The organism is Streptomyces sp. NPDC053541, from assembly GCF_044544705.1.
Lineage (GTDB): Bacteria > Actinomycetota > Actinomycetes > Streptomycetales > Streptomycetaceae > Streptomyces.
In genome coordinates, this window is the sequence record NZ_JBITXM010000004.1 from 421,613 (window position 1) to 439,954 (window position 18,342).

At 70.5% G+C, this 18,342-nt stretch carries 17 protein-coding genes; 9 read left to right on the plus strand and 8 right to left on the minus strand.

Annotated features, from left to right (window positions below; all coding sequences use genetic code 11):
- Nucleotides 1-77: 77 nt before the first annotated feature.
- Together dnaN and dnaA are read right to left on the minus strand one after the other, a co-directional pair.
- The gene (gene dnaN / locus ACIGW2_RS12505) at nt 78-1,208 is read right to left on the minus strand and encodes a DNA polymerase III subunit beta (RefSeq protein WP_015034855.1); all 1,131 of its coding nucleotides are present in this window, start codon (nt 1,206-1,208) and stop codon (nt 78-80) included.
- Nucleotides 1,209-2,083: 875 nt separating this feature from the next.
- Nucleotides 2,084-3,886, minus strand: a complete 1,803-nt coding sequence (dnaA, locus tag ACIGW2_RS12510) for a chromosomal replication initiator protein DnaA (RefSeq protein ID WP_361578614.1) — start codon at nt 3,884-3,886, stop codon at nt 2,084-2,086.
- A 382-nt stretch (nt 3,887-4,268) separates the two neighbouring features.
- Between dnaA and rpmH the strand changes: the two genes are divergently transcribed.
- The 9 genes from rpmH to ACIGW2_RS12555 all read left to right on the plus strand — a co-directional run bounded on the left by rpmH (nt 4,269) and on the right by ACIGW2_RS12555 (nt 11,084).
- On the plus strand, nt 4,269-4,406 hold the full coding sequence (gene rpmH / locus ACIGW2_RS12515; protein WP_015659252.1) for a 50S ribosomal protein L34: 138 nt from the start codon (nt 4,269-4,271) through the stop codon (nt 4,404-4,406).
- Between the two features lie 21 nt (nt 4,407-4,427).
- On the plus strand, nt 4,428-4,799 hold the full coding sequence (gene rnpA / locus ACIGW2_RS12520; protein WP_356062151.1) for a ribonuclease P protein component: 372 nt from the start codon (nt 4,428-4,430) through the stop codon (nt 4,797-4,799).
- Nucleotides 4,796-5,122 carry a membrane protein insertion efficiency factor YidD gene (gene yidD / locus ACIGW2_RS12525; protein ID WP_356062153.1) on the plus strand — a complete coding sequence of 109 codons (327 nt, stop codon included), beginning with the start codon at nt 4,796-4,798 and terminating at the stop codon, nt 5,120-5,122. The genes rnpA and yidD overlap by 4 nt, the downstream gene beginning before the upstream one ends.
- A gap of 3 nt (nt 5,123-5,125) precedes the next feature.
- Nucleotides 5,126-6,463 (plus strand): membrane protein insertase YidC, encoded by a 1,338-nt coding sequence (gene yidC / locus ACIGW2_RS12530; protein ID WP_399843217.1) that lies wholly within the window; start codon nt 5,126-5,128, stop codon nt 6,461-6,463.
- A gap of 29 nt (nt 6,464-6,492) precedes the next feature.
- Nucleotides 6,493-7,002: a R3H domain-containing nucleic acid-binding protein gene (locus tag ACIGW2_RS12535; protein ID WP_361578622.1), complete on the plus strand. Its 510-nt coding sequence runs from the start codon at nt 6,493-6,495 to the stop codon at nt 7,000-7,002.
- Nucleotides 7,003-7,119: 117 nt separating this feature from the next.
- Nucleotides 7,120-7,836 (plus strand): 16S rRNA (guanine(527)-N(7))-methyltransferase RsmG, encoded by a 717-nt coding sequence (gene rsmG, locus ACIGW2_RS12540; RefSeq protein WP_361578625.1) that lies wholly within the window; start codon nt 7,120-7,122, stop codon nt 7,834-7,836.
- Between the two features lie 269 nt (nt 7,837-8,105).
- Nucleotides 8,106-9,194, plus strand: coding sequence for a ParA family protein (locus tag ACIGW2_RS12545; RefSeq protein ID WP_361578628.1), 1,089 nt, complete (start codon nt 8,106-8,108; stop codon nt 9,192-9,194).
- On the plus strand, nt 9,191-10,309 hold the full coding sequence (locus ACIGW2_RS12550) for a ParB/RepB/Spo0J family partition protein (protein ID WP_399843221.1): 1,119 nt from the start codon (nt 9,191-9,193) through the stop codon (nt 10,307-10,309). Before ACIGW2_RS12545 ends, ACIGW2_RS12550 begins: the two co-directional genes overlap by 4 nt.
- A 157-nt stretch (nt 10,310-10,466) precedes the next feature.
- Nucleotides 10,467-11,084 (plus strand): GNAT family N-acetyltransferase, encoded by a 618-nt coding sequence (locus ACIGW2_RS12555; protein ID WP_356062169.1) that lies wholly within the window; start codon nt 10,467-10,469, stop codon nt 11,082-11,084.
- A 114-nt stretch (nt 11,085-11,198) separates the two neighbouring features.
- On the opposite strand, the gene trxA is transcribed toward ACIGW2_RS12555, so the two are convergent.
- The 6 genes from trxA to murJ all read right to left on the minus strand — a co-directional run bounded on the left by trxA (nt 11,199) and on the right by murJ (nt 18,331).
- Nucleotides 11,199-11,531, minus strand: coding sequence for a thioredoxin (gene trxA / locus ACIGW2_RS12560; protein ID WP_361578634.1), 333 nt, complete (start codon nt 11,529-11,531; stop codon nt 11,199-11,201).
- Nucleotides 11,532-11,579: 48 nt separating this feature from the next.
- Complete coding sequence (gene trxB, locus ACIGW2_RS12565; protein ID WP_356062175.1) at nt 11,580-12,545, minus strand: thioredoxin-disulfide reductase; 966 nt, start codon at nt 12,543-12,545, stop codon at nt 11,580-11,582.
- Between the two features lie 129 nt (nt 12,546-12,674).
- The gene (locus tag ACIGW2_RS12570) at nt 12,675-13,556 is read right to left on the minus strand and encodes a hypothetical protein (RefSeq protein WP_399843225.1); all 882 of its coding nucleotides are present in this window, start codon (nt 13,554-13,556) and stop codon (nt 12,675-12,677) included.
- Complete coding sequence (sigM, locus tag ACIGW2_RS12575; RefSeq protein WP_361578640.1) at nt 13,553-14,257, minus strand: RNA polymerase sigma factor SigM; 705 nt, start codon at nt 14,255-14,257, stop codon at nt 13,553-13,555. The genes ACIGW2_RS12570 and sigM overlap by 4 nt, the downstream gene beginning before the upstream one ends.
- A gap of 28 nt (nt 14,258-14,285) precedes the next feature.
- Nucleotides 14,286-15,995: a protein kinase family protein gene (locus ACIGW2_RS12580; RefSeq protein WP_391653992.1), complete on the minus strand. Its 1,710-nt coding sequence runs from the start codon at nt 15,993-15,995 to the stop codon at nt 14,286-14,288.
- Nucleotides 15,996-16,123: 128 nt separating this feature from the next.
- Nucleotides 16,124-18,331, minus strand: a complete 2,208-nt coding sequence (gene murJ / locus ACIGW2_RS12585; protein WP_399843228.1) for a murein biosynthesis integral membrane protein MurJ — start codon at nt 18,329-18,331, stop codon at nt 16,124-16,126.
- Nucleotides 18,332-18,342 lie beyond the last annotated feature (11 nt).

Genomic DNA, 18,342 nt, shown 5'->3' on the forward strand with positions numbered 1-18,342 from the left:
AGAGATTCCTTAAGCGTCGTGTGCGGTTCGTACCCGGGTCCGAGCCTACGCCCGGACCCCGCCGCACACCTGTGGGGTCAGCCGCTCAGGCGTACCGGCATGATCAGGTACTTGTAGGCCTCGTCGGCCTCCGCGTCGAGCGCCGGCTTGCCGCTGAGCAGCGCGGGCTTGGTGGAGGTCGTGAAGGAGAGCTGGGCGACCGGGGAGTCGATCGCGCTCAGTCCGTCCAGCAGGAAGGTCGGGTTGAAGGCGATCGAGATGTCGTCGCCCTCCAGCTGCGCGTCCACGCGCTCCACAGCCTGTGCGTCGTCGCTGGAGCCGGCCTCCAGGATCAGCACGCCCTGCTCGAAGCTCAGCCGGACCGGAGTGTTGCGCTCGGCCACCAGGGCGACGCGCTTGACGGCCTCGACGAAGGGGGCGGTCTCGATCACCGCGACCGAGTTGAACTCGGTGGGGAAGAGCGTCCGGTACTTCGGCAGGTCGCCCTCGAGCAGCCGGGTGGTGGTGCGGCGGCCGGCGCCCTCGAAGCCGATCAGGCCCTCGCCCTTGCCGGAGCCGGAGAGCGCCAGGGTGACCGTGTCACCGCTGGTGAGCGCCTTGGCGGTGTCCAGGAGGGTCTTCGCCGGCACCAGGGCCACGGCGGAGGCGTCCGGGGACTCCGGCTTCCACAGGAACTCGCGGACCGCGAAGCGGTAGCGGTCGGTGGAGGCCAGGGTGACGGTGTCGCCCTCGATCTCGATGCGCACACCGGTGAGGACGGGCAGCGTGTCGTCGCGGCCGGCGGCGATGGCCACCTGGGCGGCGGCGGAGGCGAAGACCTCGCCGGGCACGGTGCCGGTCGCGGTGGGCATCTCGGGCAGCGCCGGGTACTCCTCCACAGGCAGGGTGTGGAGGGTGAAGCGGGAGGAGCCGCAGACCACGGTCGCCCGCACGCCGTCCGTGGAGATCTCCACAGGGCGGTTGGGGAGGGCGCGGCAGATGTCGGCGAGCAGTCGGCCGGAGACCAGGACGGTGCCGTCCTCCTCGACCTCGGCCTCGACGGAGACCCGGGCCGAGACCTCGTAGTCAAAGCTGGAGAAGCTCAGCGCGCCGTCCTCGGCCTTCAGCAGAAGGCCCGCGAGTACGGGCGCCGGCGGACGGGCCGGAAGGCTGCGGGCCACCCAGGCCACCGCCTCCGCGAGTACATCGCGCTCCACCCGGATCTTCACCGGAACCGCCTCCTGCTTGTTGCTGGCTCTTCGTCGACTGCGGGAACCAGTCTGACGTACGCCACCGACACTCGGTGCGGCTCGGGGTCAAGTCGCGACAAGAGCTCGCCGGAGCTCCGGGCCCGAGTTGTGCACAGGCCCCGCTTCAAAGCGGATTCCGGGCTAACTATGAGTGGGAGTAGTAGTAGGGCCTGTGGAAACCGTGGATAACGTCGTCCATGCAGGTCAGGCCCGGTTTTTTGTCCACCGCCCCTGTGGGTGCGGCCCGTGGAAAACCAGGGCTCGCTGTGGACACACGAAAGTTCTGCACACCCGATTCACAGGCGACGGGGAGTTCTCCCCAGTGCTGTCCCCAGCTTTCCCCAGGTTCCCCACAGCCCAAACGTCTCCCTTGGTGTGACGGCTTTCACTCGCCCCAGTGAGCGCGGGTGTTTCGTTGCCGAACAGTGGACAGCGGTGTGGAGAAGCTGTGGGCAACCGAGCCGCCCCTGTGGGTTGCCGGTGGACAACTCTGCGGGCCCCCTGTGGACGAAAGTTTCGTCCACAGGCTGTGGAGATCGTTTGCCAACAATTCCACAGCCCCCTGACCTGGGGTGATGGTCTGTCACCAGGGGGGCCTGTGGATGCGATCCGGATAACTTCGCAGTCCCCACCCTGTGGACGGGAGATCATCCCGCAATCTGTGGAGAACCCGCCAGCGCACCTCACTAATCGAACAGCCCACCCGGCCGGCGGACGCCCGCCGAGCCGCCGCGGACCGGAGAACCGGGCCTCCAGGGCTGCTCCGAACGGCCCACGGAGCGCGGAGGGGGCCGGGGAACGCCGAAGGGCGCCCCGGATCCCTACCCGGGGCGCCCTTCGGCGAAGCGGCCGCGTCAGCCGTTCTTGATGCGGTTGGTGAGCTCGGTGACCTGGTTGTAGATGGAGCGCCGCTCCGCCATCAGCGCACGGATCTTGCGGTCCGCGTGCATCACGGTCGTGTGGTCCCGGCCGCCGAACTGCGCGCCGATCTTCGGCAGCGACAGGTCCGTGAGCTCCCGGCACAGGTACATGGCGATCTGGCGGGCGGTGACGAGCACCCGGCTGCGCGAGGAGCCGCACAGGTCCTCGACGGTCAGCCCGAAGTAGTCCGCCGTGGCCGCCATGATCGCGCCGGCGGTGATCTCCGGCGCCGTGTCCTCGCCGCCCGGGATCAGGTCCTTGAGGACGATCTCGGTGAGCCCGAGGTCCACCGGCTGCCGGTTGAGGCTCGCGAAGGCGGTGACGCGGATCAGCGCGCCCTCCAGCTCACGGATGTTCCGCGAGATCCGGGAGGCGATGAACTCCAGCACCTCCGGCGGGGCGTTCAGCTGCTCCTGGACCGCCTTCTTGCGCAGGATCGCGATGCGCGTCTCCAGCTCCGGCGGCTGCACGTCGGTGGTCAGACCCCACTCGAAGCGGTTGCGCAGCCGGTCCTCCAGGGTCATCAGCTGCTTCGGCGGGCGGTCGGAGGACAGCACGATCTGCTTGTTGGCGTTGTGGAGCGTGTTGAAGGTGTGGAAGAACTCCTCCTGCGTCGACTCCTTGCTCGCCAGGAACTGGATGTCGTCGACCAGCAGGATGTCCACGTCGCGGTAGCGCTTGCGGAACGCGTCGCCCTTGCCGTCGCGGATCGAGTTGATGAACTCGTTGGTGAACTCCTCCGAGCTCACGTACCGCACCCGGGTGCCCGGGTAGAGGCTGCGCGCGTAGTGCCCGATCGCGTGGAGCAGATGGGTCTTGCCGAGGCCCGACTCGCCGTAGATGAAGAGCGGGTTGTACGCCTTCGCCGGCGCCTCGGCGACGGCGACCGCGGCCGCGTGCGCGAAGCGGTTCGAGGAACCGATGACGAAGGTGTCGAACAGGTACTTGGGGTTGAGCCGCGCGTGCTGCTCGCCGGGCGCGCCCGCCCCGCCGCCCTGGCCGGAGGAGGAGCCGCCCATGCCGGTGCCGCCGCCCATGCCCGTGGCGCCACCGCCCGGCCGCGGACCGTGCGCGCCCGGGCCGCCGTGGCCGGCCGGGCCGTCGGTGTCCGGGAGCTCGGCGCGCTCGGGGCGCTGCGGGGACTGCTCGTACGGGGGCCGCTCGTCGTAGCGCGGCTGCTGGGGCTGCTGCGGGCGCGGCGACGCGTAGGGGTCGCGCTCCTGGAAGCCGCCGAGCCGCTGCTGCTGCCAGGAGAGGTCCTCCTGGGCGCGCGGCCAGACGCCCGGGTCGGGGCGCTGCTGCTGGTAGTCGGGGTAGGCGGGGCGCGCGGTGGGCAGCCCGTCGTCGGGCATCGGGCGCCCGTAGTCCTCGTACTTCTCGTACGTGTCGTAGGACGGCTGCTCGTACCCGCCGTAGGGCTGGGGGGCCGGCCGGGCGGGCGGCGCGGGCGCCGGGGGCTCGCCGGCGGAGTCGTCGACGGTGATCGCGATCCGGATCGGGCGGCCGCAGGCGCGGCTGAGGGCCTCGCTGATCAGCGGGGCGAGCCGGCCTTCGAGGACCTGCTTGCCGTATTCGTTGGGCACGGCGAGCAGGGCGGTGTCGGCCACCAGCGCGAGCGGCTGGCAGCGCTCGATCCACTGCTTGTCCTTGGGCTCGATGCCCTGCTGGCCCTCCCCGAGGAGCTGTTCGAGCACGCGCGGCCACACTGCGGCAAGATCGGCAGGTACGTCAGCCACGGGGCACGCTTCCTCATTGGTCCCACGAAGGTGTGGTTCTGCGGGACGGTGGGTCGAAGTCCGGAAGGACAGGTAAGGACAGATCGGAAAAGACTGCGGAGTCCAGCCACGGTAGTCGGGGCGGCTGACGTGGTTCAAGTTGTTGTCCACAGCCTGTGTACAGAGCGGCCCGTCGACCGGTCGGTTTGACCGGATGGCGTAGCCGCGCGTACCGTAACCAGGTCGAGTTGTCGATGGCTGCTGCCGCCTGCCTCCGATGGGCGAAGATCACCTTAGGTGATCGCGAAGCGGTGCACTCGGGCGATTGCGAGAGCTACTCGTGGGCGCACGGTGACAGCCAGGCGATGTCCCGCCATCTACGAATCATTTCTGGAGCCCCCGAGTGAGCAAGCGCACCTTCCAGCCGAACAACCGTCGTCGCGCCAAGACCCACGGCTTCCGCCTGCGCATGCGCACCCGTGCCGGCCGCGCCATCCTGGCGAACCGCCGTGCCAAGGGTCGCGCGAGCCTGTCCGCCTGATCTGCCACAGCAGGTCATGACGTGCTGCCTTCCGAGAATCGGCTGAGGCGGCGCGAGGACTTCGCGACCGCGGTACGCAGAGGACGCCGGGCCGGACGCCCGCTCCTCGTCGTCCATCTACGCAGCGGTGCAACGGACCCGCACGCGCCTGGGGAGAGCGCTCCCCCGACGCGTGCGGGTTTCGTCGTGAGCAAGGCCGTAGGCGGCGCGGTCGTCCGCAACCAGGTCAAGCGTCGTCTCCGCCACCTCGTGCGCGAGCGGCTCTCCCTGCTTCCCCCCGGTAGCCTGGTGGTCGTACGGGCGTTGCCCGGAGCCGGCGACGCCGAACACGATCAGCTGGCCCGAGACCTGGACGCCGCTCTGCAGCGGCTGCTGGGAGGGGGCACGCGATGAAGTACCCGCTGCTGGCTCTCATCAAGCTGTACCAGTGGACGATCAGCCCGCTCCTGGGTCCCGTCTGCCGGTACTACCCGTCGTGTTCCCACTACGGATTCACGGCCATCGACCGGCATGGCGCGATCAAGGGCACTGCCCTGACCGCCTGGCGCATCCTGCGGTGCAACCCGTGGTCGCCCGGCGGCGTGGACCATGTCCCCCAGCGCAAGCGGCCGCGGTGGCACGAGATGCTGCGTACCGCCCTGCGTGGAGACAAGGGCGGGTCCTCCGCCGAGACGAGCCCGGCCGCAGAGACCTCGCCCAATGCTCAAGGAGCCTGATTAGTGGACACGATTGCCAATTTTTTCAGCTTCATCACCACCCCTGTCTCATGGGTGATCGTCCAGTTCCACAAGCTGTACGGGGCGATCTTCGGCCCTGACACGGGCTGGGCCTGGGGCCTGTCGATCGTTTCCCTCGTGGTGCTGATCCGCATCTGTCTGATCCCGCTCTTCGTGAAGCAGATCAAGTCGACGCGGAACATGCAGGCGCTCCAGCCGAAGATGAAGGCGATCCAGGAGCGCTACAAGAGCGACAAGCAGCGTCAGTCCGAAGAGATGATGAAGCTGTACAAGGAGACGGGCACCAACCCGCTCTCCTCGTGCCTTCCCATCCTGGCGCAGTCGCCGTTCTTCTTCGCCCTGTACTCGGTGCTCTCGCACATCGCCGAGGGCAAGACGATCGGTGTCATCAACCAGTCGCTGCTCGACAGCGCGCGTCAGGCGCACATCTTCGGCGCCCCGCTGGCCGCCAAGTTCACGGACAGCGCCGAGAAGGTCGCCTCCCTCAACGCCTCGATCACCGACGTCCGCATCGTCACCGCGGTCATGATCATCCTGATGTCGGCCTCGCAGTTCTTCACCCAGCGCCAGCTGATGATGAAGAACGTCGACCTCTCCGTGAAGACCCCGTACATGCAGCAGCAGAAGATGCTCATGTACATCTTCCCGGTGATCTTCGCCGTCATGGGCGTCAACTTCCCCGTCGGTGTCCTCGTCTACTGGCTGACCACCAACGTGTGGACCATGGGCCAGCAGATGTACGTGATCAACCAGAACCCGACGCCGGGCAGCAAGGCCCAGGACGCCTACCTGCAGCGCCTGCTCAAGAGCGTCACCCACCACGGTGAGGTCCGCGGCCGCCGCCGCAAGAACATCGTGAAGGCCATCGTCGCCAAGGGCAGCGACCGCAACGACAACGAGCGCCGCTTCTTCGCGGGCCTGGCCAAGGCCGGCTTCGCCGCCCAGGTCGACGGCACCGTGATCAAGAGCGACAGCGCGGTCGCCGAGGCGGAGGGCGGCGCCACCACCCGGCGCCAGCAGCCCAAGCGGCAGACCAAGGCCCAGCGCCAGGCCGCCAGTGCGCAGCAGTCCCAGGCGAAGGACGCCGACACGGCGGACGAGCCCCAGGACGCGGCTCCCGGCACCGGGGCCACCTCGCTGGAGAAGAAGCCGCAGTCCTCGGCCAAGGGCACCAAGGCGGCTTCCGCCAGTGACCAGGCCGCAGGTGACAAGCCGGCCCGGCCCAGCCGGGCCAACTCCGGCGGCTCCCGTCAGGGCCAGGCCAAGTCCGGCCAGCGCAAGGGCCAGCAGCGGCCCAAGCACCCCTCCTCCAAGAAGTAAGCCTCCACGAAGCAAGAAGGAGTCCATCCGTGACGGAAGGCACCACCTCCGCCGCCGAGGGTGGCGACACCCTGACCCGCCTGGAGCAGGAGGGTGAGATCGCGGCCGACTACCTCGAGGGCCTGCTCGACATCGCCGATCTCGACGGCGACATCGACATGGACGTCGAGGCGGACCGGGCCTCGGTCTCGATCATCAGCGACTCCGGCAGCCGTGACCTGCAGAAGCTGGTCGGCCGCGACGGAGAGGTGCTGGAGGCCCTTCAGGAGCTGACCCGGCTCGCCGTGCACCGGGAGACCGGTGACCGCAGCCGGCTGATGCTCGACATCGCGGGCTTCCGTGCCAAGAAGCGGGCCGAGCTCGCCGAGCTGGGCGCCAAGGCCGCGCAGGAGGTCAAGACCTCGGGCGAGCCGGTGAAGCTGGACCCGATGACCCCGTTCGAGCGCAAGGTCGTGCACGACGCGGTCGCCGCCGCCGGTCTGCGCAGCGAGTCCGAGGGCGAGGAGCCGCAGCGCTTCGTCGTCGTGCTCCCTGCCTGAACCCCCTCGTAGTGTCGGCCCCGTCTGTTCGCAGGCGGGGCCGAATTTTGTCAGCCTGATAGTCAGCCACACAGTGCGCTCGCGCGGTATGCGTGCGGTACGGAAGGACGGTTCCCCGTGACGGAGGCAGCTGAGCTCCCCCAGGCGCCGGAGCAGGCGCGGACAGTCTTCGGCGAGTACTTCCCGGAGGCGGTCCGGTACGCGGAGCTTCTGGCGGACGCCGGGGTCAAGCGGGGCCTCATCGGCCCCCGCGAGGTCCCCCGGCTGTGGGAGCGGCATCTCCTGAACTGCGCCGTGCTCTCCGAGGTCGTCCCCGAGGGCGTCACGGTGTGCGACGTCGGCTCGGGCGCCGGCCTGCCCGGCATCCCGCTGGCCCTGGTGCGCCGCGATCTGAAGATCACGCTCCTGGAGCCGCTGCTGCGGCGCACCAACTTCCTCCAGGAGGCCGTCGAACTGCTCGGCCTCGACCATGTGACCGTGGTCCGCGGCCGGGCCGAGGAGATGCTCGGCAAGCTGCCGCCCGTGCACGTCGTCACCGCCCGCGCGGTGGCACCGCTCGACCGGCTGGCCGGCTGGGGCGTGCCGCTGCTGCGTCCCTACGGCGAAATGCTCGCGCTCAAGGGCGACACGGCGGAGGAGGAGATCAACGGCGCCCGCTCCGCGCTCGCGAAGCTGGGCGTGGTGGAGGCCTCCGTGCTCCACGTCGGCGAGGACATCGTCGACCCGATGACCACGGTGGTCCGGGTCGAGGTGGGCGAGAGCCCCGGTGGTGTGCGGTTCGCCGCCAAGCGCGCCAAGGCCGCGCGCCCCAGCCGTACGCGTCGGCGCCGCTGAGCGTCCTTCGTCACCACCGGCTGATCCGTACAAGCTGCGATACGTGCAGATTTCGGAGTGTCGGGCGGTCCCGGCCCTGCGGCGCGTGCATCGTGTTTCACGTGAAACGTCGCTCACTGCTGCAGGGGATCATCGGCCGCGGCCGCGCGGCTGCCACGCCTCGGGACCGCACCACCCCGTTGAAACCTCCCGTGAGGGTGAAGGGGTTGTCCACAGAGGTGGATTCGTCCACAGAACCACGGGCCTCGCTGGTTCCGGACCCCGAAGGCATGGCAGGCTCTCTCCATCGCGAGTCTGAAGCCGAGGAGAGTGAGTCCTTGCGGTCCGACGCCAACATCGCGGGACCGATGACCGATCCGGTCCCCGGTCCCCGAACCGAATCGGTGGGGATGGATGTTTCACGTGAAACACCGCCCCCGATGGACGACACCCCCATTGGCCGTGCCGCCCAGCTGGCTGTGGAAGCCCTGGGCCGTGCGGGTGAGGGGCTTCCCCGGCCTGCCCAGACCCGTGTGATGGTGGTCGCCAACCAGAAGGGCGGCGTGGGCAAGACGACCACGACGGTCAATCTGGCCGCCTCCCTGGCCCTGCACGGTGCCCGCGTCCTGGTCGTCGACCTCGACCCGCAGGGCAATGCCTCCACGGCACTCGGGATCGACCACCACGCCGAGGTCCCCTCGATCTACGACGTGCTGGTGGAGAGCAAGCCGCTCGCCGAGGTGGTCCAGCCCGTCCGCGATGTCGAGGGCCTCTTCTGCGCCCCCGCCACGATCGACCTGGCCGGCGCCGAGATCGAGCTGGTCTCGCTGGTGGCGCGGGAGAGCCGGCTGCAGCGGGCGATCCAGGCCTACGAGCAGCCGCTCGACTACATCCTGATCGACTGCCCGCCCTCCCTCGGTCTGCTCACGGTCAACGCCCTGGTGGCGGGGGCCGAGGTGCTGATCCCGATCCAGTGCGAGTACTACGCGCTTGAGGGACTGGGGCAGCTGCTGCGGAACGTCGACCTGGTGCGGGGCCATCTGAACCCGCATCTGCATGTGTCGACGATCCTCCTGACCATGTACGACGGTCGGACCCGGCTCGCCTCGCAGGTCGCCGAGGAGGTGCGCAGCCACTTCGGCGAGGAGGTGCTGCGGACCAGCATCCCGCGCTCCGTGCGCATCTCGGAGGCGCCGAGCTACGGCCAGACCGTGCTCACCTACGACCCGGGCTCCAGTGGTGCCCTGTCGTATCTCGAAGCGGCTCGTGAGATCGCCCTGCGCGGGGCCGATCTGCACTATGACGCGAGCCAGGCCCATGGGGGACCGTCCCACCCGGGTCACCAGAACAACCAGCGAATGTCGGAGGGGATCCAGTGAGCGAGCGACGTAGGGGGCTGGGACGCGGTCTCGGTGCGCTGATCCCCGCGGCTCCCCAGGAGCGGCCGGCGGCCCCGGCCGTCGGTGTGGGCTCCGTCCCGGCCGCCACCTCCCCCGGTGCCCTTCCGGCGCTCGGCTCCGAGCGCGGGGTGGCCGCGGCCAAGCTGGCGACCCTGCCGGCGAGCCCGCAGTCCCCGGATTCCGTGGTGCCCGCTGCCGAGCCGGAGCCGCTGCCCGAGTCCCCCGCCGGTGCGCACTTCGCCGAGCTGCCGCTGGACTCGATCACGCCGAACCCGCGCCAGCCGCGCGAGGTCTTCGACGAGGACGCCCTGGCCGAGCTCATCACCTCCATCAAGGAGGTCGGTCTGCTCCAGCCGGTCGTCGTGCGTCAGCTGGCCCCCGAGCGCTACGAGCTCATCATGGGCGAGCGCCGTTGGCGGGCCTGCCGTGAGGCGGGCCTGGAGCGGATCCCGGCGATCGTGCGGGCCACCGAGGACGAGAAGCTGCTCCTGGACGCCCTCCTGGAGAACCTGCACCGGGCCCAGCTGAACCCGCTGGAGGAGGCCGCCGCCTACGACCAGCTCCTCAAGGACTTCAACTGCACCCACGACCAGCTGGCCGACCGCATCGGACGCTCGCGGCCCCAGGTCTCCAACACGCTGCGTCTGCTCCGGCTGTCCCCGCCGGTGCAGCGCCGGGTGGCGGCCGGTGTCCTCTCGGCCGGTCACGCACGGGCCCTGCTCTCCGTGGACGACCCGGAGGTCCAGGACAAGCTGGCGTACCGGATCGTGGCCGAGGGCCTCTCGGTGCGGGCGGTCGAGGAGATCGTCACGGTGATGGGCTCGGAGCCCTCGTCTCCGGTCAAGCCCAAGGGTCCGCGGGCCGGCGCCCGGGTCTCCCCGGCGCTGCGTGATCTGGCGACCCGGCTGTCCGACCGCTTCGAGACCCGGGTGAAGGTCGACCTGGGCCAGAAGAAGGGCAAGATCGTCGTCGAGTTCGCCTCGATGGAGGACCTGGAGCGCATCCTGTCGACACTGGCCCCCGGCGAGGGCCGCGTCATGGACCACGGTGCGGCGGCCCAGGACGCCGAGGACGGGCAGGACTCCGAGGGCTGAAACTCCCTCGCTCTCGCCCCGGGGCGGGGCGCGATCCGACATTCACCGGAACGCGCTCCGCCCTTTGCCTGTCCGCGGTATCGCCCCGATCGGCCCCTCGTTACGATTCTGAGAGGCATATTCGTACAGCGATGGCCGAGGGAAGCGAGGAGCAGCCGTGGGGCGTCGGCTCGTACCGCTCACGCTGGACAACCTTCCGGATCTCCCCAAGCGATGTCGCTCCTGTGTCTTCTGGGAGCTCGATCCGGTGAGTGGCGAGGCCGCCGTGAAGGCCGGCCGCCCGGAACTGGAGAAGGAGTCCTGGATCTCCGCCGTCCTCCTCGAATGGGGTTCCTGCGGCCGGGTGGTCTATGTGGACGACATCCCGGTCGGCTATGTGCTCTACGCGCCGCCGGCCTATGTCCCCCGCTCCACCGCCTTTCCCACGAGTCCGGTCGCCGCGGACGCGGTGCAGCTGATGACCGCCTGGATCATGCCGGGGTATCAGGGGCAGGGCCTCGGCAGGACGATGGTGCAGACGGTCGCGAAGGATCTGCTGCGGCGGGGCTTCAAGGCGATCGAGGCCTTCGGCGACGCCCGCTGGAAGGAGCCGGCGTGTGTGCTCCCCGCCGAGCACCTGCTCGCCGTGGGCTTCAAGACCGTGCGGCCCCATCCGAGCTTTCCCCGGCTGCGGTTGGAGCTGCGGACGACGCTCTCCTGGAAGGAGGACGTGGAGATGGCGCTCGACCGCCTTCTCGGCGCCGTCCAGAAGGAGCCCGCGCTCAGGCCCCTGTGACGGGGACCCCGCCGGCAACGGGTTGACCGGCGACGACAACGGCCCGCCCCCTCGGAAGGGGACGGGCCGTCACTGTTTCACGTGAAACAGGGGTGCCGGGGAGCGGCGTCGGGCCTACTTGGCCTCGACGAAGCCCTCCAGGTCGCGCAGGATCGCGGCCTTCGGCTTGGCGCCGACGATCGTCTTCACGACCTCGCCGTTCTGGTAGACGTTCAGCGTCGGGATGGACATGACGCCGTACTTGGCGGCGGTGGCCGGGTTCTCGTCGATGTTGAGCTTCACGACCTCGATCTCACCGTGCTCGGCGGCGATGGCCTCCAGCGACGGGGCGATCTGGCGGCACGGGCCGCACCAAGCCGCCCAGAAGTCCACCAGGACGGGCTTGTCGCTCTTGAGGACGTCCTCTTCGAAGGAAGCGTCGGTCACGTTCTTCAGGGCGCCGGCCACGGCGACCTCCTTAAATCAGCGGGGTGTGAGGAGAGGGGAGCGTAGGGGTCAGACCGCGGGGGTCTCGGCGAGCTGCTCGCTGTCCGCGAGGGCGGCGAGGAAGCGCTCGGCGTCGAGGGCGGCGGAGCAACCGGTACCGGCGGCGGTGATCGCCTGGCGGTAGGTGTGGTCGACGACGTCACCGGCACCGAAGACGCCCGAGAGGTTGGTGCGCGTGGACGGCGCGTCGACCTTCAGGTAGCCCTCCGCGTCCAGGTCCAGCTGGCCCTTGAAGAGCTCGGTGCGCGGGTCGTGGCCCACGGCGATGAAGAGGCCCGTCACCGGGAGCTCGCGGGTCTCACCGGTCTTGGTGTTGCGCAGGGTCAGACCGCTGAGCTTCTGCTCGCCGTGGATCTCGGCGACCTCGCTGTCCCAGGCGAAAGAGATCTTCGGGTCGGCGAAGGCGCGCTCCTGCATCGCCTTCGAGGCGCGCAGGCTGTCCCGGCGGTGGACGATGGTGACCGACTTGGCGAAGCGCGAGAGGAAGGTGGCCTCCTCCATCGCGGTGTCGCCGCCGCCGACCACGGCGATGTCCTGGTCGCGGAAGAAGAAGCCGTCACAGGTGGCGCACCAGGAGACACCGCGGCCGGAGAGGGCGTCCTCGTTCGGCAGGCCGAGCTTGCGGTGCTGGGAGCCGGTGGTGACGATGACGGCCTTGGCGCGGTACACGTTGCCGGCGGTGTCGGTGACGGTCTTGATCTCGCCGGTGAGGTCCACGGCGACGACGTCGTCCGGGACGAGCTCGGCGCCGAAGCGCTCGGCCTGGGCCCGCATGTTGTCCATCAGGTCGGGGCCCATGATGCCGTCACGGAAGCCGGGGAAGTTCTCCACCTCGGTCGTGTTCATCAGGGCGCCACCGGCGGTGACGGCTCCCTCGAACACGAGCGGCTTCAGCGACGCGCGGGCCGTGTAGAGCGCAGCGGTGTAACCCGCGGGCCCGGAGCCGATGATGATCACGTTACGGACGTCGCTCACGGGTTTCTTCCTCGTCTCTGCAGACTGCCTACTGCCTACGGGGGCGGTCGGATCGGTCACTCTCACCCCACCCAACCGATCCTACGGGGCGTGCATTCCCGCGACCGCCGCTCGGCACGGCGCAGAGTTTCAGGAGCGCGGGACGGATTCCCTCAGCAGGATCTCGCCCGGGGCGTTTGAGCCGTTGGAGGCACAGGCGGCGTCGACCACATAGGCCTGCACCCGGGTGCTGTCGGAGGTGTCCGGCAGGACCACGAGATAGGCCGGGGTGCCCTGGTAGTCGCCGCTGCGGAAGGCGAGGACCGGCTCCGTGCGGCCGGTGCCGGCCTTGACACACGCGGGCAGCTCGGCTGCGGGCAGCATGCGCTTCTGCGTCTCGCCGCCACTCTCCGCGGACATCGACTTGGGAGCGGGGTTCTGCTCCTGGGGGGCCTTGAAGGTGCCGTTGGGCGTGAGCAGCTCCCGTACCTCGGTCGCCACCGGCCGGCCGTCGAAGCTCTGGGCGCTCGCCGAGCTGACCGCTCTGTCCGAGCGCTCGTCCGGAGCCGACTGGACGAAGAACACGCCCAGGCCCAGGGCCGCCACCCCGAACACGGCCCCGAGGACCGCGGCGCGGCGCCGCCGGGCCGTGCGGGGACGGCCGGGGCCGGTGGTGGCGGAGGGGCGTCCGGAGGGCCGGCCGGCGGCCGGAGCGGAGGGCACCGGGCGGGCGGGCGATGTTTCACGTGAAACATGCCGCTCCTCGACGGGCGCGGTGGCGTGGAGGAGGGCCTCGGCGGCCAGGGCGGCGTCGATCCGTCCCGCGATCTCGGCGGGCATCCGCGGCGGGCCGGGGAGGGTGCCCAGGAGACCCCGGATCTCCTCCAGGGAGTCCCGCACGTCCGCGCAGAGAGGACAGGCGCCGAGGTGTCGGCGCACGGCGGCGCTGCGGGAGGGCGGGAGCAGCCCTTCGGTCAGGTCGGAGATCTCCGAGACGTCCGGGTGCTGAGTCGTGTCGGCCGCGGAAGTCACGCGCGTCCACCTCCGCCCTTCACAGCCGCTGGATTGCTCGGTCCGGTTTCCGTCGGTCCCGGCACCGGTGGGACGGATGCCCCCGGCGTCCGGTTCCTTCCCCGGTCCACGCCCTCGTTACCCACCGTGTCCCCGCGCAGATGAGTGAGCATCGGCAGGAGTTTCGCCCGGCCGCGCGCACAGCGGCTCTTCACGGTTCCGCTAGGGACATCGAGGATACGAGCGGCCTCGGCCACCGGGTATCCCTGCATGTCGACGAGGACGAGGGCGGCCCGCTGCTCCGCCGGCAGCGTGGCCAGTGCCGCCAGGAGCTGGCGGTGCAGGTCCTGGCGTTCGGCGGGGGCCTCGGCCGACTCGACCGGTTCGAGGAGCTGCTCGAACCGGTCCGTGTCGTCCACGGGCGAGGTGCGCCGTGAGGCGGTCTTGCGGGCCCGGTCGAGGCAGGCGTTCACGGTGATCCGGTGCAGCCAGGTGGTGACGGCCGACTGGCCCCGGAAGGTGTGGGCGGCCCGGAAGGCGGACACGAGGGCGTCCTGGACCGCGTCAGCGGCCTCCTCGCGGTCGCCCAGGGTCCGCAGGGCCACCGCCCACAGGCGGTCGCGGTGCCGCCGTACGAGCTCACCGAAGGCGTCGGGATCGCCGGCCACATGGCAGGCCAGCAGGTCCTGGTCGCTGCGCTCGTCGCGTATGGCGTCGTCCAACGGTGAGCCCCTCCCCCCGGGTGTGGCGTCAGCTGGTGATCTTGATGTCCGAGATCTCGCCCCGGTAGCCGCCCCCGCCGCTCGGGAGGTCGGTCAGCCAGACGAGAACGTAGCGCGTCTTGACCGGCTTCGCGGGCTGCAGGGGCACCTGGGTGCCGGACCCGGAGGCCTGCACGGCGTAGCCACCGGGCTGGCCCGGACGCACGGAGGCTCCCTCGGGTGCCGTCCGGAGCTGGACGGACGTGGAGCCCTGGAAGCTGACCTCGACCTTGGCGACCTGCTGGACCTTGCCGAGGTCGAGGATGATCCCGACGCCGGTCTTCAGGTTGCCGAACTTCGAGTACCCGTCGTACCGCATGGTCTTCCACGTGGTGCTCGGGTCGCCGTCGTAGGCGTTCCTTATCTGGTCGTGGTTCTCGGAGCCGTCGCCCTCCGGGTCGAAGTCGAAGGCGTCGACGACGGTGACCGGCTTGCCGTCGGCGGCCGGCTCCTTGTCGTCGCCGCCCTGCTGCGGCTGTGTGGTCTGCGGGGTCTCGGTGCCCTTGTCCTGGTCAAGGAGCCGGTCCGCGATCTGCCAGCTGCCCAGACCGAGGGCGGCGATCAGCAGGGCCGAGACGGCCCACTTGAGGGCCCGGCCCGTGCGGCTCTGCAGCGGGGGCGGCGGCATCACGACGGGCTGGGTGGCCGCGGGGTGCGGCTGGGGCCGTCCGTAGGTGCCCTGCTGGTAGGTGGTGCGCTGGTACTCCGGCGGGGGCGGGAGGGGGAACTCCGGCTCCGGCGGGCGGATGCGGGGCATCGCCGCGACGGCCTTGGCGAGCTCGTCCGGGGTGGTGCAGGGCGGCTCCTGGCGCGAGGCGGTCGCCCCGTCGTTCGCGAGGGCGCGCATGGCGATCTCGGAGAGGCCGCGGTGGACGCCCGCCCGGACCTGGTCCGGGGGGAGCAGCCCGACGCCCTTGGGCAGCCCGGTGAGGCCGTAGGCGTCGTTCTCGTACGGCCAGCGCTGGGTGAGTGCCGCGTAGAGCAGGGCGCCGATCGCCTCGGTGTCCGTGCGCTGCGGACGTTCGGCGCTGATGCCGCGCAGGGCGGCGTTCACGGCGAGGCCGCGGATGCGGTACTGGCCGGTCGAGCTGCGCAGGACGGCGCTCGGGGTGAGCCGGAGGTGGGAGAGGCCCTCGCGGTGGGCGGCGGCCATGGCCTGGGAGACCTGGCTGACGAGCTGGTAGGCGTCGTGCGGCTCCAGGGGGCCGGCGGCGAGCAGCGCGGTCAGTTCGGTGGAGTCGGGGAGCCACTCGTGCACCACGTAGACGAGGTCGTTCTCCTCGACGGCGTCGAGGACCTGCACGAAACGCGGATCGCCGAGGAGCGCGGCGGAGCGCGCGGCGGCGAGCACGGAACGGGCCCGGGAGTGGTCGGCCGGCAGGATGTGCACTCCGACGGCCCGGCGCAGTTTCTCGTCGACGGCACGCCAGCTGCTGAATCCGTCCAGACGGGTGACGCATTCCTCCAGCCGGTACCGCCTCGCCAGCTTGTGGCCGCTGTGCAGCTCCGGTGCCGTGATGGAAGGCTGTTCGCCGTTCTTTCGATCGCCCGCCTTGCTCTCCGTGGCCTCGGCGGTCGTGGCCGCCTTCTTCTGCGCTTCCGCCACCCCGTCGGTCGCGGCCTTGTCCGCCTTGGCGGTCAGCGGGTCGTCACCGCTGTTGTCGGCCACGTCGACGGCAGCCGTGCTACGTTCCGCCACCGTCGTTCCTGCCTCCCCATCCGTTGCGCCACATCCAACAGCCAAGCCAATTGTGCCCACAGTCCGGCGCTATGCACGACACGCATCGGCTGCCGATGGTTGTGCGAACCCCGTGCGCCTGCCTCCGGTCAGCGCCCCAGACGCCCGCGGACCATGCCGACCATGGAGTTGAGCTCCGCGATCCGCATCCGCTTCGCGGCCACGAAGAACACTCCCAGCAGCACCGCGCCACCGACGACCAGGGCCACGAGCGAACCGAAGGCGCCCTCGCCGAGCAGCTTCAACAGGCCGAAGCCGGCCGCGCCGGCGACGATCGCGGCGGGCACCGAGGCCAGGCACAGCCGGGCGTAGGTGCGCATCACGTGGGCGCCGTCCAGGTCGCCGCCGAGGCGGTTGCGCAGCCGGCGCCAGGCGACGCCGACGCCGACCGCGTAGGCCAGGCCGTAGGAGGCGGCCATGCCGACGACGGCCCACTGGGCGGGCAGCACGACGTAACAGACGGCCGAGGCGGCCGCGTTGACGGCGGCCACGATGACGGTGTTGTAGAAGGGCGTCCGGGTGTCCTCGTAGGCGTAGAAGCCGCGGAGCACGACGTACTGCACCGAGTACGGGATCAGGCCGAGGCCGAAGGCCATGAGGATGAAGCCCATGCCCTGGGCGGCCTCGACGCCGCTGGAGGCGTAGAGCAGGGTGCACATCGGGACGCCGAGCGCGAGGAAGGCGAAGGAGACCGGGACGATCGCGACGGCCGAGTTGCGCAGGCCCTGTGAGATGTCGTCACGGACGGCGCCCGGGTCGTCGTCGGAGGCGGCGCGGGAGATCCGCGGAAGCAGCGCGGCCATCACCGAGACGGTGATGATGGCCTGCGGCATGCCCCAGATCAGCTGGGCGTTGGAGTAGGCGAGGAAGCCGGCGCCGTTCTTGCCGGACTCCTCGCCGGCGGCGGTGGCGAGCTGGGTGACGACCAGGACACCGGCCTGGTTGGCGAGCACGAACAGCACCGTCCACTTGGCCAGCTTGACGGTCTTGCCGAGCCCGTGGCCCTTCCAGTCGAAGCGGGGACGGAAGCGGAAACCGGTCTCGCGCAGGTACGGGATCATCGCCAGCGCCTGGACGACCAGGCCGAGCAGCGTGCCGATGCCGAGCAGCCGGATGCCCTCGTCGGGGATGGTCTGGACGCCCATGTGGGACTCGGCCGAGGTGCCGTAGACCCAGATGAACAGGCCGAACGTCACGATCATCACGATGTTGTTGAGGACCGGAGTCCACATCATCGCGCCGAACTTGCCGCGGGCGTTGAGGATCTGACCCATCACCACGTGCACGCCCATGAAGAAGATGGTGGGCAGGCAGTAGCGGGCGAAGGTGACGGCCACGCTGTTGGCCGCCGCGTCGTCCGCGATGGTGTTGGACATCAGCCGGACCAGCAGCGGTGCCGCGAACACGGCGACGGCCACGATCACGCCGAGCGCCACCATGACGAGGGTGAGCAGGCGGTTGGCGTAGGCCTCGCCGCCGTCCTCGTCGTTCTTCATGGAGCGGACCAGCTGCGGCACGAAGACCGAGTTGAGGCCGCCGCCGACGGTGAGGATGTAGATCATCGTCGGCAGGGTGTACGCGACGGTGAAGGTGTCACCGAGGAGCGCGGCGCCGAGGGCGCCGGTGATGACCAGGCTGCGGACGAAACCGGTGAGCCGGGAGACCAGGGTGCCGGCGGCCATCACGGCGCTCGACTTGAGCAGCCCGGAGGCACGGCCGGCCTTCTTCGGCGCGGGTGCGGGCAGCGGGTTCGGCTCCGGGGCCGGCGGCGGCACCTGGCCGGAGGCCTGCTGGTCCCGGTAGAGGTGGGCGAACGCGTCGGGCTCCGGCTGCTCCTCCCCCGCGCGGGTCACCAGGTCGTCGACCCCGGTGAACTGGACCGTGCGGGCGTCGTCGCCGTACGGCAGGTGGCGCGAGGGGCCGTCCGGCTCGGGCGCGGGCGTCTGGGCCCACACCCGGGGGTCCGGGGCGTGCTGGGGCGCGGCGGGCTGCTGGTAGAGCGGCTGCGGCTCCGCGTAGGTGCCCGGCGGGGGCGGCGGGTGCGCGGCGCGGTCGTAGAGCGCCTCGCCCACCGGGTCCTGGGCGGCCAGGTCGTGGGCCTGGTAGGGGTCCTGGGCGTAGGCGTCCTGGACGTACGGGTCCTGGGCGTCGGGCTGCTGCGGGCCCGGTGCGTACGGGTCGGGTGCGGCGTGCTGCGGCGGAGGCACCGGCGCAGGGCCGGGTGTCGCGGGCGTGCCGTCGGACGGCGCCGTGCCGCCCGCGCCCTGACCGCGGTCACCGTCGTACGGCGCGTTCATGGTTACCCCAC